General features: G+C 59.3%; 18 protein-coding genes. All 18 read left to right on the top strand.

Annotated features, from left to right (window positions below):
• Positions 1-372: 372 nt before the first annotated feature.
• Complete coding sequence (rpmH, locus tag ACZ5KU_RS31560; protein ID WP_080635311.1) at positions 373-507, top strand: 50S ribosomal protein L34; 135 nt, start codon at positions 373-375, stop codon at positions 505-507.
• 16 nt (positions 508-523) lie between these two features.
• Entirely contained in the window at positions 524-925 is a 402-nt protein-coding gene (gene rnpA / locus ACZ5KU_RS31555) for a ribonuclease P protein component (RefSeq protein WP_054056450.1), read from the top strand.
• Positions 918-1,163, top strand: coding sequence for a membrane protein insertion efficiency factor YidD (gene yidD, locus ACZ5KU_RS31550; RefSeq protein ID WP_039792602.1), 246 nt, complete (start codon positions 918-920; stop codon positions 1,161-1,163). Before rnpA ends, yidD begins: the two co-directional genes overlap by 8 nt.
• 2 nt (positions 1,164-1,165) lie before the next feature.
• Positions 1,166-2,845, top strand: coding sequence for a membrane protein insertase YidC (yidC, locus tag ACZ5KU_RS31545; protein WP_054063424.1), 1,680 nt, complete (start codon positions 1,166-1,168; stop codon positions 2,843-2,845).
• An 81-nt stretch (positions 2,846-2,926) separates the two neighbouring features.
• The gene (gene mnmE / locus ACZ5KU_RS31540) at positions 2,927-4,297 is read left to right on the top strand and encodes a tRNA uridine-5-carboxymethylaminomethyl(34) synthesis GTPase MnmE (protein ID WP_054056427.1); all 1,371 of its coding nucleotides are present in this window, start codon (positions 2,927-2,929) and stop codon (positions 4,295-4,297) included.
• 642 nt (positions 4,298-4,939) lie between these two features.
• Positions 4,940-6,832, top strand: a complete 1,893-nt coding sequence (gene mnmG / locus ACZ5KU_RS31535; protein WP_054056428.1) for a tRNA uridine-5-carboxymethylaminomethyl(34) synthesis enzyme MnmG — start codon at positions 4,940-4,942, stop codon at positions 6,830-6,832.
• Complete coding sequence (gene rsmG, locus ACZ5KU_RS31530) at positions 6,829-7,473, top strand: 16S rRNA (guanine(527)-N(7))-methyltransferase RsmG (protein WP_054056429.1); 645 nt, start codon at positions 6,829-6,831, stop codon at positions 7,471-7,473. The genes mnmG and rsmG overlap by 4 nt, the downstream gene beginning before the upstream one ends.
• Before the next feature lie 18 nt (positions 7,474-7,491).
• Entirely contained in the window at positions 7,492-8,286 is a 795-nt protein-coding gene (locus ACZ5KU_RS31525; protein ID WP_054056430.1) for a ParA family protein, read from the top strand.
• 9 nt (positions 8,287-8,295) lie between these two features.
• Complete coding sequence (locus tag ACZ5KU_RS31520; protein ID WP_054056431.1) at positions 8,296-9,168, top strand: ParB/RepB/Spo0J family partition protein; 873 nt, start codon at positions 8,296-8,298, stop codon at positions 9,166-9,168.
• 148 nt (positions 9,169-9,316) lie between these two features.
• Positions 9,317-9,724, top strand: coding sequence for a F0F1 ATP synthase subunit I (locus ACZ5KU_RS31515; protein WP_054056432.1), 408 nt, complete (start codon positions 9,317-9,319; stop codon positions 9,722-9,724).
• Positions 9,725-9,740: 16 nt separating this feature from the next.
• Positions 9,741-10,610 carry a F0F1 ATP synthase subunit A gene (gene atpB / locus ACZ5KU_RS31510; protein ID WP_054056433.1) on the top strand — a complete coding sequence of 290 codons (870 nt, stop codon included), beginning with the start codon at positions 9,741-9,743 and terminating at the stop codon, positions 10,608-10,610.
• Between the two features lie 148 nt (positions 10,611-10,758).
• Positions 10,759-11,016 (top strand): F0F1 ATP synthase subunit C, encoded by a 258-nt coding sequence (gene atpE, locus ACZ5KU_RS31505; RefSeq protein WP_002555987.1) that lies wholly within the window; start codon positions 10,759-10,761, stop codon positions 11,014-11,016.
• A 52-nt stretch (positions 11,017-11,068) separates the two neighbouring features.
• Entirely contained in the window at positions 11,069-11,539 is a 471-nt protein-coding gene (locus ACZ5KU_RS31500; protein WP_054056435.1) for a F0F1 ATP synthase subunit B, read from the top strand.
• Between the two features lie 12 nt (positions 11,540-11,551).
• Positions 11,552-12,088 carry a F0F1 ATP synthase subunit delta gene (locus ACZ5KU_RS31495; protein WP_017902419.1) on the top strand — a complete coding sequence of 179 codons (537 nt, stop codon included), beginning with the start codon at positions 11,552-11,554 and terminating at the stop codon, positions 12,086-12,088.
• Positions 12,089-12,109: 21 nt separating this feature from the next.
• Entirely contained in the window at positions 12,110-13,654 is a 1,545-nt protein-coding gene (gene atpA / locus ACZ5KU_RS31490; RefSeq protein ID WP_054056436.1) for a F0F1 ATP synthase subunit alpha, read from the top strand.
• 50 nt (positions 13,655-13,704) lie between these two features.
• Entirely contained in the window at positions 13,705-14,565 is an 861-nt protein-coding gene (gene atpG, locus ACZ5KU_RS31485; protein ID WP_017902417.1) for a F0F1 ATP synthase subunit gamma, read from the top strand.
• Between the two features lie 27 nt (positions 14,566-14,592).
• Positions 14,593-15,969: a F0F1 ATP synthase subunit beta gene (gene atpD, locus ACZ5KU_RS31480; protein WP_054056437.1), complete on the top strand. Its 1,377-nt coding sequence runs from the start codon at positions 14,593-14,595 to the stop codon at positions 15,967-15,969.
• 45 nt (positions 15,970-16,014) lie between these two features.
• Positions 16,015-16,440 (top strand): F0F1 ATP synthase subunit epsilon, encoded by a 426-nt coding sequence (locus tag ACZ5KU_RS31475; protein WP_010447599.1) that lies wholly within the window; start codon positions 16,015-16,017, stop codon positions 16,438-16,440.
• Positions 16,441-16,498 lie beyond the last annotated feature (58 nt).

Below are 16,498 nucleotides of genomic sequence, written 5' to 3'. Positions count from 1 at the left end.
AAGTCTGTGGACAACCCGCCTGTGGATAACCTCTCTTTCCACACACAACTTATTCGCCGGCGCAGCACAGGCAGGGCACCGTTTCCCCACCGTGTTGTCATTCTCTGTACAGTAGGTGTTTCCTGGCCTCAAGCCAGTTATCCACAGATGCTCGCGAGCTAAGCTTTTATAAGCTTTACAGAAAAGCTTTAAATAATTCGCTTCTTTATTTCTATGTCTGGAGCTCGTGTTGATCAAGCCCAGGAACGAGAAATACCTATAGGAAGGAAAAGCTGGTTGGAAATTGACCTGAAGGCTTGCTTTCTCTAGAATCGCCGATCTCTTAAAACGGGGGCCATTCCGGCCCGTTGTGACGAACCAGGTAGCAACGCCATGAAACGTACTTTCCAACCCAGCACTATCAAACGCGCCCGCACCCACGGTTTCCGTGCTCGCATGGCAACCAAGAACGGTCGTGCCGTCCTGTCGCGCCGCCGCGCCAAAGGTCGTGCCCGTCTGTCGGTTTGATATTCCGGCTTTGGTGGTGAGTCAGGACTTCAGTCGGGAAAAGCGTCTGCTTACTCCACGACATTTCAAGGCGGTCTTTGACTCCCCTACCGGCAAGGTTCCGGGGAAAAACCTCCTGCTCCTTGCGCGCAACAACGACCTCGATCATCCCCGGCTGGGGCTGGTTATCGGTAAAAAGAGCGTCAAGCTCTCCGTTGAGCGCAATCGCCTCAAACGTGTGATGCGCGAATCGTTCCGTCTGCACCAGGATTTACTGGCAGGCTGGGACATTGTTATCGTCGCGCGCAAAGGTTTGGGGGACGTAGAAAACCCCGAATTGATTCAGCATTTCGGTAAGCTGTGGAAACGCCTGGTTCGTAATGCACCAGCTGCCGCAGTCAAAACCGAATCTGCAGGGGTAGACAGTCCAGATGCGTAAACTGGCACTCGTTCCGATCCAGTTTTACCGCTATGCCATTAGTCCCCTGATGGCCAGTCACTGTCGTTTCTACCCCAGTTGTTCCTGCTACGCGTACGAAGCCATCGAAACTCATGGACTCCTGCGCGGTGGCTGGCTGACCTTTCGTCGTTTAGGTCGCTGTCATCCGTGGAATGCCGGTGGTTATGACCCGGTTCCACCTATTCCTACCTCCCGTTCTTCTTCGATGGCCGAGTAATCATGGATATCAAACGCACGATCCTGATCGTCGCCCTGGCAATCGTGTCCTACGTCATGGTTCTGAAATGGAACCAGGACTACGGCCAGGCTGCCCTGCCGACTCAGAATGTTGCCAGCACCACCGTTTCCGGTCTGCCGGATACCGCAACCGGCAGCAATGCCGCCGCCAGTGATGACATTCCACGAGCCACCAATGACACCAGCGCTCCTGCCGAAGCGCCGCTGGCCGTCAGCAAGGACCTCATCCAGATCAAGACGGATGTGCTGGAACTTGCCATCGATCCGAAAGGTGGTGACGTCGCGCAACTCAAGTTGCCGAAATACCCACGTCGCCAGGATCATCCGGACGTTCCATTCCAGCTGTTCGACAACGGTGGCGAGCGTATCTACCTGGCACAAAGCGGCCTGATCGGTACCAACGGCCCGGACTCGAATGCCGCAGGTCGTCCGCTGTACGCATCCGAGCAGAAAAGTTATCAACTGGCTGACGGTCAGGACCAACTGGTCGTCGACCTGAAGTTCAGCGCGAACGGCGTCAACTACATCAAGCGTTTCACCCTGAAGCGCGGCCTGTATGACGTGACCGTTTCCTACCTGATCGACAACGAAAGCGGCCAGCCATGGTCGGGTGCGATGTTCGCCCAGCTCAAGCGCGACGCCAGCGCCGATCCGTCCTCGAGCACCGCCACCGGTACCGCGACCTACCTGGGCGCCGCCCTGTGGACAAGTTCGGAGCCGTACAAGAAAGTGTCGATGAAAGATATCGACAAGGGCTCGCTGAAGGAAACCGTCCAGGGTGGCTGGGTGGCCTGGCTGCAACACTACTTCGTAACCGCCTGGGTTCCTGCCAAGGGCGACAGCAATGTCGTAAGCACCCGCAAGGACAGCCAGGGCAATTACATCATCGGCTACACCGGTCCTTCGCTGAACGTGGCGCCAGGCCAGAAGGCCGAAGTCAGTGCCGTTCTCTACGCCGGTCCGAAGATCCAGTCCGTACTGAAGCAGTTGTCCCCAGGCCTGGAACTGACCGTCGACTACGGCATCCTGTGGTTCATCGCCCAGCCGATCTTCTGGCTGCTGCAACATATCCACGGCCTGCTGGGTAACTGGGGCTTCTCGATCATCGTGCTGACCATGCTGATCAAGGGCCTGTTCTTCCCACTGTCGGCTGCCAGCTACAAGTCGATGGCCCGCATGCGTGCCGTTGCCCCGCGACTGGCCCAGCTGAAGGAACAGTTTGGCGACGATCGGCAGAAGATGTCGCAGGCCATGATGGAGCTGTACAAGAAAGAGAAGATCAATCCGCTGGGTGGCTGCCTGCCGATCCTGGTGCAGATGCCGGTTTTCCTTTCGCTGTACTGGGTGCTGCTGGAAAGCGTTGAAATGCGCCAGGCCCCGTTCATCCTGTGGATTACCGACCTGTCGATCAAGGATCCGTTCTTCATCCTGCCGATCATCATGGGCGCCACCATGTTCATCCAGCAGCGTCTGAACCCCACTCCGCCGGACCCGATGCAGGCCAAGGTGATGAAGCTGATGCCGATCATCTTCACCTTCTTCTTCCTGTGGTTCCCTGCAGGTCTGGTGCTGTACTGGGTTGTGAACAACTGCCTGTCGATCGCCCAGCAGTGGTACATCACCAGCCGTATCGAAGCCGCTACCAAAAAGGCCGCTGCCTGACATACGCTGTGGATAACCACTCAAGACGCCCCCTAGTGGGGCGTTTTGCTATCTGCCACTTTATGTTTTGAGGCTCGCTCCATGAACGTCCCTCGGGAAACCATCGCCGCCGTCGCCACCGCCCAGGGTCGTGGTGGTGTCGGTATCGTCCGTATTTCCGGGCCTCTGGCGCAGACTGCGGCACAGGCCATCAGCGGTCGTGAGCTGAAACCGCGGTTTGCCCACTATGGCCCATTCCACGGTGAGGCCGGTGAAGTGCTGGACGAAGGCCTGGCGCTGTATTTCCCGGGGCCGAATTCGTTCACCGGCGAAGATGTGCTGGAGCTGCAGGGCCACGGTGGCCCTATCGTGCTCGACATGCTGCTGCAGCGTTGCCTGCAACTGGGTTGCCGGTTGGCCCGTCCGGGCGAATTCAGCGAACGCGCGTTCCTCAACGACAAGCTCGACCTGGCCCAGGCCGAAGCGATCGCCGACCTGATCGAGGCGAGTTCCGCCCAGGCGGCGCGCAATGCCCTGCGTTCGTTGCAGGGAGCGTTTTCCCAGCGTGTGCATAACCTCACCGAACAGCTGATCAGCCTGCGGATCTACGTCGAGGCGGCCATCGACTTTCCCGAGGAGGAAATCGACTTCCTTGCCGATGGCCATGTCCTGGCGATGCTCGACGCGGTCCGTGACGAGTTGTCCACAGTGATCCGCGAAGCCGGGCAGGGCGCGTTGTTGCGCGATGGCATGACCGTGGTGATCGCCGGCCGGCCGAATGCCGGCAAGTCGAGCCTGCTCAATGCCCTGGCCGGGCGCGAAGCGGCCATCGTCACCGAGATCGCCGGCACCACCCGGGATATTCTCCGTGAACATATCCACATCGATGGCATGCCGCTGCACGTGGTTGACACCGCCGGCTTGCGCGACACCGACGACCATGTGGAAAAGATCGGGGTGCAACGGGCGCTCAAGGCCATCGGCGAGGCGGATCGCGTGCTGCTGGTGGTGGACGCCACGGCGCCCGAGGCAGCAGATCCCTTCGCCCTGTGGCCGGAGTTTCTTGAACAGCGGCCTGACCCGGCCAAGGTCACCTTGATCCGCAACAAGGCCGACCTGAGCGGCGAGAAGATCGCCCTGGAAGTCAGCGAGGACGGTCATGTCACCATCAGCCTCAGCGCCAAGTCTGCTGGCGAAGGCCTGGAGCTGCTGCGTGATCACCTCAAGGCCTGCATGGGTTATGAACAGACCGCCGAAAGCAGTTTCAGCGCACGTCGCCGGCACCTGGAGGCCCTGCGCTTCGCCAGTGCGGCCCTGGAACACGGCCACGCCCAGTTGACCCTGGCGGGGGCGGGCGAGCTGCTGGCCGAAGATTTGCGCCAGGCCCAGCAGTTCCTCGGCGAAATCACCGGTGCATTCAGCTCCGATGACTTGCTGGGAAGAATTTTCTCGAGTTTTTGTATCGGAAAATGACAGCCAGCAGCAATGTGGTTATCCACAATTCAAGGTAGGCGCCTGCCTTGAGGTGAGCCGGGACGGCAGGGTTTCACCCGGCTCGCGTTTCCTTCCTATTCCTGAAAATGGCCACTTGCGCCATTTCCCTCCAGCCATACCCGTCATCAACCCTTTCCTGCCTGACACTCCAATCTCCACTGATTCATCCTGGCCACGGGAGGATTTTCCGTGTCCGGCCGTCGCCTCCCCGGTCTTTTTCTCTGGATTAAGCCCTGTGAATAACCGCGCTTCAGCTCAGTTGATAACCCGGCCTGAAAACTGAGGATGAACCGCTCTGTGGATAACGATCACTTTAATCCACAGGCTTACACCGGTTATCCCAAACCCTCCCGAGCACATGACCACAGAGTTATGAATCGCTGTACACATTGATAAATAAGGGCTGTATAACCTTATCCACAGATAGGTTGGGCCCTAAGAATAAACATAAAAACAAGGTTTTAATACATTTCCTTCTTTTTGATTTCTATTGTGCATGCTTATCCACAACTGGTTAAATTTTGTGCAAAGGGTTCTTTAGGAAGGGCGAATTCCCTATACTGGGTCATTCAGTCCAAATTTCTCTTATTTACCTACCTGGAAGCAGGCACGAGGTGCGTGGTGGATTTCCCTTCCCGTTTTGAAGTGATCGTCATCGGCGGCGGTCATGCCGGTACCGAGGCAGCACTAGCATCAGCACGCATGGGGGCAAAAACCCTGTTGCTGACGCACAACGTGGAAACCCTCGGTGCCATGAGCTGCAACCCGGCCATTGGTGGTATTGGTAAAAGCCACCTGGTCAAGGAAATCGATGCCCTTGGCGGCGCTATGGCGATTGCCACCGATAAAGGCGGCATCCAGTTTCGCGTTCTCAACAGCCGCAAAGGTCCGGCGGTGCGCGCCACCCGGGCCCAGGCCGACCGCGCCCTGTACAAGGCCGCGGTACGCGAGATCCTGGAAAACCAGCCGAACCTGTGGATATTTCAGCAATCCGCCGATGACCTGATCGTCGAGCAGGACCAGGTCCGCGGCGTCGTCACCCAGATGGGCCTGCGTTTCTTCGCCGACTCCGTGGTATTGACCACCGGTACCTTCCTGGGCGGACTTATCCACATCGGTTTGCAGAACTATTCCGGTGGCCGTGCCGGCGATCCACCCTCGATCGCCCTGGCCCATCGCCTGCGCGAGCTGCCGCTGCGTGTCGGTCGGCTGAAAACCGGTACGCCGCCGCGCATCGACGCGCGGTCTGTGGATTTCTCGGTGATGACCGAACAACCAGGGGACACGCCGATCCCGGTGATGTCTTTCCTGGGTTCCAAAGAGCAGCATCCACGGCAGGTCAGTTGCTGGATTACCCACACCAATGCCCGCACCCACGAGATCATTGCCGCCAACCTCGATCGTTCGCCGATGTATTCCGGCGTGATCGAGGGCATCGGCCCGCGCTACTGCCCGTCGATCGAGGACAAGATCCACCGTTTCGCCGACAAGGCGAGCCACCAGGTGTTCATCGAGCCGGAAGGTCTGACCACCAACGAGCTGTACCCGAACGGGATATCCACATCCCTGCCGTTCGACGTGCAACTGCAGATCGTCCAGTCGATCCGCGGCATGGAAAACGCCCATATCGTCCGGCCCGGCTACGCCATCGAGTACGACTACTTCGATCCGCGTGACCTCAAGTACAGCCTGGAAACCAAGGTGATCGGCGGTCTGTTCTTCGCCGGCCAGATCAACGGCACCACCGGTTACGAGGAGGCCGGCGCCCAGGGTCTGTTGGCTGGCGCCAACGCCGCACTGCGGGCCAAGGGCAAGGACAGCTGGTGCCCGCGTCGCGACGAGGCGTACATCGGTGTGTTGGTCGACGACCTGATCACCCTCGGTACCCAGGAGCCGTACCGGATGTTCACCTCCCGTGCCGAGTACCGCCTGATCCTGCGCGAGGACAACGCCGACCTGCGCCTGACGGAAAAAGGCCGCGAACTCGGGCTTGTGGATGACGTGCGCTGGGCGGCTTTCTGCAAGAAGCGCGAGGGTATCGAGCAGGAAGAGCAGCGTCTGAAAAGCACCTGGGTCCGCCCGGGTACCGAGCAGGGCAACGCCATCGCCGAAAAATTCGGCACCCCCCTGGCCCATGAATACAACCTGCTGAACCTGCTGAGCCGTCCGGAAATCGACTACGCTGGCCTGGTCGAAGTGACCGGGCAGGGTGCGGATGATCCACAGGTCGCCGAACAGGTCGAGATCAAGACCAAGTACGCCGGCTACATCGATCGCCAGCAGGACGAGATCGCCCGCCTGCGGGCCAGTGAAGACATCCGCCTGCCTGTGGATATCGATTACTCGACCATTTCCGGCCTGTCGAAGGAAATCCAGAGCAAGCTCAGCGCCACCCGTCCCGAGACCCTGGGCCAGGCTTCGCGCATTCCCGGGGTGACGCCGGCGGCGATATCCCTGTTGATGATTCATTTGAAAAAACGCGGCGCCGGCCGTCAGTTGGAGCAAAGCGCTTGAGTTCGTTGGTCACCACGCAACACGCCGAAGAGTTATCCACAGGTGCTCGCCAGCTCGGTGTCGACCTGACCGCAACCCAGCACGAACAGCTGCTGGGTTACCTGTCCCTGTTGATCAAGTGGAACAAGGCCTACAACCTGACCGCCGTGCGTGATCCGGACGAAATGGTTTCGCGGCACCTGCTCGACAGCCTGAGCGTGATGTCCTTCATCGAGGACGGGCGCTGGCTCGATGTCGGCAGTGGCGGCGGCATGCCGGGCATCCCCCTGGCGATCCTGTTTCCCGGTTCGGCTGTGACCTGCCTGGACAGCAACGGCAAGAAGACCCGCTTTCTGACCCAGGTCAAACTCGAACTCAAGCTGGATAACCTGCAAGTTATCCACAGTCGTGTCGAAGCCTTCCAGCCTGAACAGCCCTTTACCGGCATCATTTCCCGGGCGTTCAGCAGCATGGAGAACTTCACGAACTGGACCCGTCACCTGGGTGACCGCGATACACGCTGGCTGGCAATGAAGGGCGTCCATCCAGCGGATGAGCTGGTAGCATTGCCGGCAGACTTCCACCTCGATAGCGAACACGCCTTGGCCGTACCCGGTTGCCAAGGCCAACGTCATCTGCTGATACTGCGCCGCACGGCATGATTGGGAACACAAGCAAGAATGGCTAAGGTATTCGCGATAGCGAACCAGAAGGGTGGCGTGGGCAAGACCACCACCTGCATCAACCTCGCAGCATCCCTGGTCGCGACCAAGCGCCGGGTGCTGCTGATCGACCTCGATCCACAGGGCAACGCCACCATGGGTAGCGGTGTGGATAAGCACGGCCTGGAAAACTCCATCTACGATGTGCTGATCGGCGAATGCGATCTGGCCCAGGCCATGCACTTCTCCGAACACGGCGGTTACCAACTGCTGCCGGCCAACCGCGACCTGACGGCGGCTGAAGTGGTGCTGCTGGAAATGCAGATGAAGGAAAGCCGTCTGCGCAGCGCCCTGGCGCCGATCCGCGAGAACTACGACTTCATCCTGATCGACTGCCCGCCATCGCTGTCGATGCTGACCCTCAATGCCCTGGTCGCGGCCGACGGGGTAGTTATCCCCATGCAGTGCGAGTACTACGCCCTCGAAGGCCTGAGCGACCTTGTGGATAACATCAAGCGCATCGCCGAGCTGCTCAACCCCGAGCTGAAAATCGAAGGCCTGCTGCGGACCATGTACGACCCACGTCTGAGTTTGATGAACGACGTTTCCGCACAGCTCAAGGAACATTTCGGTGACCAGCTGTACGACACCGTGATTCCCCGCAACGTCCGACTGGCCGAGGCGCCGAGCTACGGCATGCCGGCCCTGGCCTACGACAAGCAATCCCGCGGCGCGGTGGCCTACCTGGCCCTGGCCGGCGAGATGGTTCGTCGCCAGCGCAAAAATTCACGCGTCACCGCCCCGGCAACCTAAGGAGTCCCCATGGCCGTCAAGAAACGAGGACTCGGACGCGGACTGGACGCTCTGCTGAGCGGTCCGACCGTCAGTGCGCTGGAAGAGCAGGCCGTACTGGCCGACCAGCGCGAGCTGCAGCAGTTGCCGCTGGACCTGATCCAGCGCGGCAAGTACCAGCCGCGCCGCGACATGGACCCCCAGGCGCTGGAAGAATTGGCGAATTCGATCAGGGCCCAGGGCGTCATGCAGCCGATCGTGGTCCGTCCGATCGGCGGCGGGCGCTATGAAATCATCGCCGGCGAACGCCGCTGGCGCGCCAGCCAGCAGGCCGGCCAGGAGACCATCCCGGCCATGGTCCGCGATGTGCCGGATGAAACCGCCATCGCCATGGCCCTGATCGAGAACATCCAGCGCGAAGACCTCAACCCGATCGAGGAAGCCCTGGCCCTGCAGCGCCTGCAGCAGGAATTCCAGCTGACCCAGCAACAGGTCGCCGAGGCTGTGGGCAAGTCCCGGGTGACCGTGGCCAACCTGCTGCGCCTGATTGCGTTGCCGGAAGTGATCAAGACCATGCTGTCCCACGGCGACCTCGAAATGGGACACGCCCGTGCCCTGCTCGGATTGCCGGATGACCGGCAGGTCGAAGGGGCGCGACACGTTGTCGCACGCGGCCTCACCGTACGTCAGACCGAAGCCCTGGTTCGCCAGTGGCTGAGCGGCAAACCGGCACCGGTCGAGCCGCCCAAGGCCGATCCGGATATCAGCCGTCTCGAACAGCGCCTGGCCGAGCGCCTGGGCTCTGCGGTGCAGATCCGCCATGGCCAGAAAGGAAAGGGCCAGTTGGTGATCCGCTACAACTCGCTCGACGAGTTGCAAGGTGTCCTTGCGCACATCCGCTGAAACATTTCCTCATGTAGCGCGCAGTCGGAAAAGACTACCTGGCAGTTGAATAGGGGCTGAACCGCCCCTATACTCTGCGCGCATTTTGTCGGCACAATTTATGCCAAGTTATTGATTTACGGCGGCCGACCCTTGAGGAGCGCAAGTGATGGAAAACCGCACGCCAAACAGGTTGCCCTTCCATCGCTTGGCGGTATTTCCGGTTTTATTGGCTCAATTGGTCGTATTGCTGGTGGCCGCGCTGGCGCTTTGGCAATGGCGTGGTGTCGTTGCCGGATACTCGGGACTCTGCGGAGGCCTGATAGCATTGCTCCCCAATGCGTATTTTGCTCACAGGGCCTTTCGGTTTTCCGGCGCCCGAGCAGCCCAGTCCATCGTCCGGTCCTTTTACGCCGGCGAGGCGGGCAAGTTGATTTTGACGGCAGTGCTGTTCGCACTGACGTTTGCAGGTGTGAAGCCACTGGCGCCGATCGCGGTATTCGGCGTCTTCGTGCTGACCCAGTCGGTCAGCTGGTTTGCACCCCTGCTAATGAAAACAAGACTTTTGAGACCTTAGGGCGTTTGAGGCAAACATGTCAGCAGAATCCGCTTCGGGCTATATCCAGCACCACTTGCAGAACCTGACCTTCGGTCAGCTACCTAACGGCGGTTGGGGCTTTGCCCATTCCGCAGCAGAAGCCAAGGCCATGGGCTTCTGGGCATTCCACGTGGATACCCTGGGCTGGTCCGTGGCTCTGGGCCTGATCTTCATCCTGCTGTTCCGCATGGCGGCGAAGAAGGCGACCTCCGGTCAGCCGGGCGCCCTGCAGAACTTCGTCGAAGTGCTGGTCGAGTTCGTCGACGGCAGCGTCAAGGACAGCTTCCACGGCCGCAGCCCGCTGATCGCGCCGCTGGCCCTGACCATTTTCGTCTGGGTGTTCCTGATGAACGCCATCGACCTGGTGCCTGTCGACTGGATCCCGCAACTGGCTGCGCTGATCTCCGGCAACCACGAGATTCCGTTCCGCGCCGTATCGACCACCGACCCGAACGCCACGCTGGCCATGGCTTTCTCGGTGTTCGCGCTGATCATTTTCTACAGCATCAAGGTCAAGGGCATCGGCGGCTTCATCGGCGAACTGACCCTGCACCCGTTCGGCAGCAAGAACGTCCTGGTCCAGGCGCTGCTGATCCCGGTCAACTTCCTGCTGGAATTCGTGACCCTGATCGCCAAGCCGATCTCTCTGGCACTGCGTCTGTTCGGCAACATGTATGCCGGCGAGCTGGTGTTCATCCTGATCGCCGTGATGTTCGGCACCGGCCTGCTCTGGCTGAGCGGCCTGGGCGTGGCTCTGCAGTGGGCGTGGGCGGTGTTCCACATCCTGATCATCACCCTGCAGGCGTTCATCTTCATGATGCTGACCATCGTCTACCTGTCGATGGCGCACGAAGAAAACCATTAAGACCGGCCTCGGCCAGTCTGATGTCTCTCCCGGTCAAACGGGAGAGGGCCTCAAGCGGGAAACCGCGGCAGGGCCCGCTGAAACGATTTGTTTTACCGCTTTAAATTAAAAAAACCTAAACCATACGACGTAAAAGTCGGGAGGAAAGATGGAAACTGTAGTTGGTCTAACTGCTATCGCTGTTGCACTGCTGATCGGCCTGGGCGCACTGGGTACCGCAATTGGTTTCGGCCTGCTGGGCGGCAAATTCCTGGAAGGCGCTGCTCGCCAGCCAGAAATGGTTCCAATGCTGCAGGTTAAAATGTTCATCGTGGCCGGTCTGCTCGACGCCGTTACCATGATCGGCGTTGGTATCGCTCTGTTCTTCACCTTCGCGAACCCCTTCGTTGGTCAACTCGCTGGCTAATCACTCGAATTTTCGAGTTGATTGATGGACAACGAACGAGCGAGGTGTTGGCGTGAACATTAATGCAACCCTGATTGGCCAGTCCGTTGCGTTCTTCATTTTTGTACTGTTTTGCATGAAGTTCGTGTGGCCTCCGGTCATCGCGGCTTTGCACGAACGTCAGAAGAAGATCGCGGATGGATTGGACGCTGCCACCCGTGCAGCTCGCGACCTGGAGTTGGCCCAAGAGAAAGCGGGCAATCAACTGCGCGAAGCGAAAGCACAGGCAGCCGAGATCATTGAGCAAGCCAAGAAACGCAGCAACCAGATCGTCGAAGAGGCTGTTGAAAAAGCCCGCGTCGAAGCTGAGCGCGTGAAGGCTTCGGCTCAGGCCGAGATCGAACAGGAACTGAACAGCGTCAAAGACGCGCTGCGCGCCCAACTGGGTAGCCTGGCCGTCGGTGGTGCCGAGAAGATCCTGGGCGCCACAATCGATCAAAACGCGCACGCGGAGCTGGTTAACAAACTGGCTGCTGAAATTTAAGCGAGGGCGATCATGGCAGAACTGACCACGTTGGCCCGACCTTACGCTAAGGCGGCCTTCGAGCACGCTCAGGCCCACCAGCAACTGGCCAATTGGTCAGCCATGCTCGGCCTGGCAGCAGCGGTGTCGCAGGACGACACCATGCAGCGCGTGCTCAAGGCCCCGCGACTGACGAGCGCAAACAAGGCCGCCGCGTTTATCGACGTGTGCGGCGACAAGTTCGATGCCAAGGCACAGAATTTCATCCACGTCGTTGCCGAAAACGACCGTCTCCAGCTGTTGCCGGAGATCTCCGCCCTGTTCGACCTGTACAAGGCCGAGCGGGAGAAGTCGGTAGACGTGGAAGTCACCAGTGCTTTTGCATTGAACCAAGAACAGCAAGACAAACTCGCCAAGGTTCTCAGTGCACGACTCGACCGGGAAGTGCGCCTGCAAGTTGCGGAAGATGCATCCCTCATCGGGGGTGTTGTCATTCGCGCCGGCGACCTGGTTATCGATGGCTCAGTTCGCGGCAAACTCGCGAAACTGGCCGAAGCATTGAAATCTTGAGTTTGAAGGGGCAGCAGAGCAATGCAGCAACTCAATCCTTCCGAAATAAGTGAAATTATCAAGGGCCGCATCGAAAAGCTCGATGTGACCTCCCAAGCCCGTAACGAAGGCACCGTCGTCAGCGTGTCTGACGGTATCGTGCGGATTCACGGTCTGGCCGACGCTATGTACGGCGAAATGATCGAGTTCCCGGGCGGCGTCTACGGCATGGCCCTCAACCTGGAGCAGGACTCCGTGGGTGCCGTGGTACTGGGCGCGTACACGACTCTGGCTGAAGGCATGAGCGCCAAGTGCACCGGCCGCATCCTGGAAGTTCCGGTAGGTAAGGAACTGCTGGGTCGCGTGGTCGACGCACTGGGCAACCCTGTCGACGGCAAAGGTCCGCTGAACAACACCGAGACCGACGCGGTCGAGAAAGTTGCTCCAGGCGTGATCTGGCGTAAGTCGGTAGACCAGCCTGTACAGACTGGCTACAAGGCAGTCGATGCCATGATCCCGGTCGGCCGTGGCCAGCGTGAGCTGATCATCGGTGACCGTCAGATCGGTAAGACCGCCATGGCGATCGACGCCATCATCAACCAGAAGAACAGCGGTATCTTCTGCGTATACGTCGCCGTTGGTCAGAAGCAATCGACCATCGCCAACGTGGTTCGCAAGCTGGAAGAAAACGGCGCACTGGCCAACACCATCATCGTTGCCGCCAGCGCTTCCGAATCGGCCGCCCTGCAGTTCCTGGCTCCGTACTCCGGTTGCACCATGGGCGAATACTTCCGCGACCGCGGTGAAGACGCGCTGATCGTTTATGACGATCTGTCCAAGCAGGCTGTGGCTTACCGCCAGATCTCCCTGCTGCTGCGTCGTCCACCAGGACGTGAAGCGTACCCAGGTGACGTGTTCTATCTCCACTCCCGTCTGCTGGAGCGCGCATCCCGCGTTTCGGAAGAGTACGTCGAGAAGTTCACCAACGGCGCAGTGACCGGCAAAACCGGCTCCCTGACCGCTCTGCCGATCATCGAAACCCAGGCTGGCGACGTTTCCGCGTTCGTTCCGACCAACGTGATTTCCATCACCGACGGTCAGATCTTCCTGGAATCGGCCATGTTCAACTCGGGCATCCGCCCAGCAGTGAACGCCGGTGTTTCGGTATCCCGTGTAGGTGGTGCCGCTCAGACCAAGATCATCAAGAAGCTGTCCGGTGGTATCCGTACCGCCCTGGCTCAGTACCGTGAACTGGCGGCATTCGCCCAGTTCGCTTCTGACCTGGACGAAGCGACCCGCAAGCAACTTGAGCATGGTCAGCGCGTTACCGAGCTGATGAAGCAGAAGCAATACGCGCCAATGTCGATCGCCGACATGTCGCTGTCGCTGTATGCCGCTGAGCGTGGGTTCCTGACCGACATTGAAATCGCCAAGATCGGCAGCTTCGAGCAGGCGCTGATTGCTTACTTCAACCGCGATCACGCCGATTTGATGGCCAAGATCAACGTGAAGGGTGACTTCAATGACGAAATCGACGCTGGCCTGAAGGCTGGTATCGAGAAGTTCAAGGCCACCCAAACCTGGTAAGCCGCAGCGGGAGCCGCAAGGCTCCCGCTTGCTAACCTGATAGGTGTTACATGGCAGGCGCAAAAGAGATTCGCAGTAAGATTGCGAGCATCAAAAGCACGCAAAAAATTACCAGCGCCATGGAAAAAGTGGCGGTCAGCAAAATGCGCAAGGCACAAATGCGCATGGCTGCTAGCCGTCCTTATGCGGAGCGTATCCGCCAGGTAATTGGGCATCTGGCCAACGCCAACCCGGAATACCGCCACCCGTTCATGATCGACCGCGACATCAAGCGCGTCGGTTACATCGTGGTGAGCAGTGACCGTGGTCTGTGCGGCGGCTTGAACACCAACCTGTTCAAGGCCCTGGTCAAGGACATGGCGGTAAACCGCGAAAACGGCGTCGAGATCGATCTGTGTGTCGTGGGTAGCAAGGGTGCGGCGTTTTTCCGCAACTTCGGCGGCAACGTCGTTGCAGCTATCAGCCACCTGGGTGAAGAGCCGTCGATCAACGACCTGATCGGCAGCGTGAAGGTGATGCTGGATGCCTACCTGGACGGCCGTATCGACCGCCTGTCCGTGGTATCCAACAAGTTCATCAACACCATGACCCAGCAGCCTACCGTGGAGCAGTTGATTCCACTGGTGGCAACCCCGGATCAGGATCTCAAGCACCACTGGGACTATCTGTACGAACCGGACGCCAAAGAGCTGCTTGACGGCCTGATGGTGCGCTATGTGGAGTCGCAGGTGTACCAGGCGGTGGTCGAGAACAACGCTGCTGAACAAGCGGCGCGGATGATCGCGATGAAGAACGCTACCGACAACGCCGGTGATCTGATCAGCGACTTGCAGCTGATCTACAACAAGGCGCGTCAGGCTGCGATCACCCAAGAGATCTCGGAAATCGTCGGCGGCGCTGCCGCGGTTTAACGGTTCAAATATTCAGAGGATCCAGCTATGAGTAGCGGACGTATCGTTCAAATCATCGGCGCCGTCATCGACGTGGAATTTCCACGCGACAGCGTACCGAGCATCTACGACGCCTTGAAGGTTCAAGGCGCCGAAACCACCCTGGAAGTTCAGCAGCAGCTGGGCGACGGCGTGGTACGTACCATTGCGATGGGTTCCACCGAAGGCCTCAAGCGTGGCCTGGACGTGAACAACACTGGCGCAGCCATCTCCGTACCGGTCGGTAAAGCGACCCTGGGCCGGATCATGGACGTGCTGGGCAACCCGATCGACGAAGCCGGTCCGATCGGCGAGGAAGAGCGCTGGGGTATCCACCGCGCCGCTCCATCCTTCGCTGAACAGGCAGGTGGCAACGAACTGCTGGAAACCGGCATCAAGGTTATCGACCTGGTTTGCCCGTTCGCCAAGGGTGGTAAGGTTGGTCTGTTCGGTGGTGCCGGTGTCGGCAAGACCGTAAACATGATGGAACTGATCCGTAACATCGCCATCGAGCACAGCGGTTACTCCGTGTTCGCCGGTGTGGGTGAGCGTACTCGTGAGGGTAACGACTTCTACCACGAGATGAAGGACTCCAACGTTCTGGACAAAGTGGCACTGGTCTACGGCCAGATGAACGAGCCACCAGGGAACCGTCTGCGCGTTGCCCTGACCGGCCTGACCATGGCCGAGAAGTTCCGTGACGAAGGTAACGACGTTCTGCTGTTCGTCGACAACATCTACCGTTACACCCTGGCCGGTACCGAAGTATCCGCACTGCTGGGCCGTATGCCTTCGGCAGTAGGTTACCAGCCGACCCTGGCTGAAGAGATGGGCGTGCTGCAAGAGCGCATCACTTCGACCAAGCAAGGTTCGATCACCTCGATCCAGGCCGTATACGTACCTGCGGACGACCTGACCGACCCGTCGCCAGCGACCACCTTCGCCCACCTCGACGCCACCGTCGTACTGTCCCGTGACATCGCTTCCCTGGGTATCTACCCAGCGGTAGACCCACTGGACTCGACTTCGCGTCAGCTGGATCCGAACGTGATCGGCAACGACCACTACGAAACCGCTCGTGGCGTTCAGTACGTGCTGCAGCGCTACAAGGAACTGAAGGACATCATCGCGATCCTGGGTATGGACGAGCTGTCGGAATCCGACAAGCAGCTGGTATCCCGCGCTCGTAAGATCCAGCGTTTCCTGTCGCAGCCGTTCTTCGTGGCTGAAGTCTTCACCGGTGCATCGGGTAAATACGTTTCCCTGAAAGACACCATTGCTGGCTTCAAAGGCATCCTCAACGGTGACTACGACCACCTGCCAGAACAAGCGTTCTACATGGTTGGCGGCATCGAAGAAGCGATCGAGAAAGCCAAGAAACTGTAATCCCGGCGCCCGGCAACGGGCGCTAATTTAGGTTGAGGCAATCAGATGGCTATGACAGTCCATTGCGATATCGTCAGTGCGGAAGGAGAAATTTTCTCCGGACTGGTCGAGATGGTGATTGCACACGGTGCACTGGGTGACCTGGGTATTGCCCTGGGCCACGCGCCGCTGATCACCAATCTCAAGCCGGGTCCGATCCGCTTGATCAAGCAGGGCGGGGAAGCCGAGGTGTTCTACATCTCCGGTGGTTTCCTCGAGGTTCAGCCGAACATGGTCAAGGTTCTTGCCGACACCGTGCAACGTGCTGCCGACCTGGACGAAGCCTCCGCTCAGGAAGCCGTCAAGGCTGCCGAGAAGGCCCTGAACGAAAAAGGCGCGGACTTCGACTACGGTTCCGCTGCTGCACGTCTGGCCGAGGCCGCAGCCCAGCTGCGTACCGTCCAGCAGATCCGCAAGAAGTTCGGCGGCTAAGCCACCGCTTGTTGCGCGATTGATTAAAAAGGGTAGCCTCGGCTACCCTTTTTTCTTT

The sequence above is a fragment of the Pseudomonas sp. Tof1 genome (assembly GCF_055390395.1).
The sequence above is the reverse complement of the archived record's forward strand: the minus strand, read 5'-3'. Positions and strand labels throughout refer to the sequence as shown.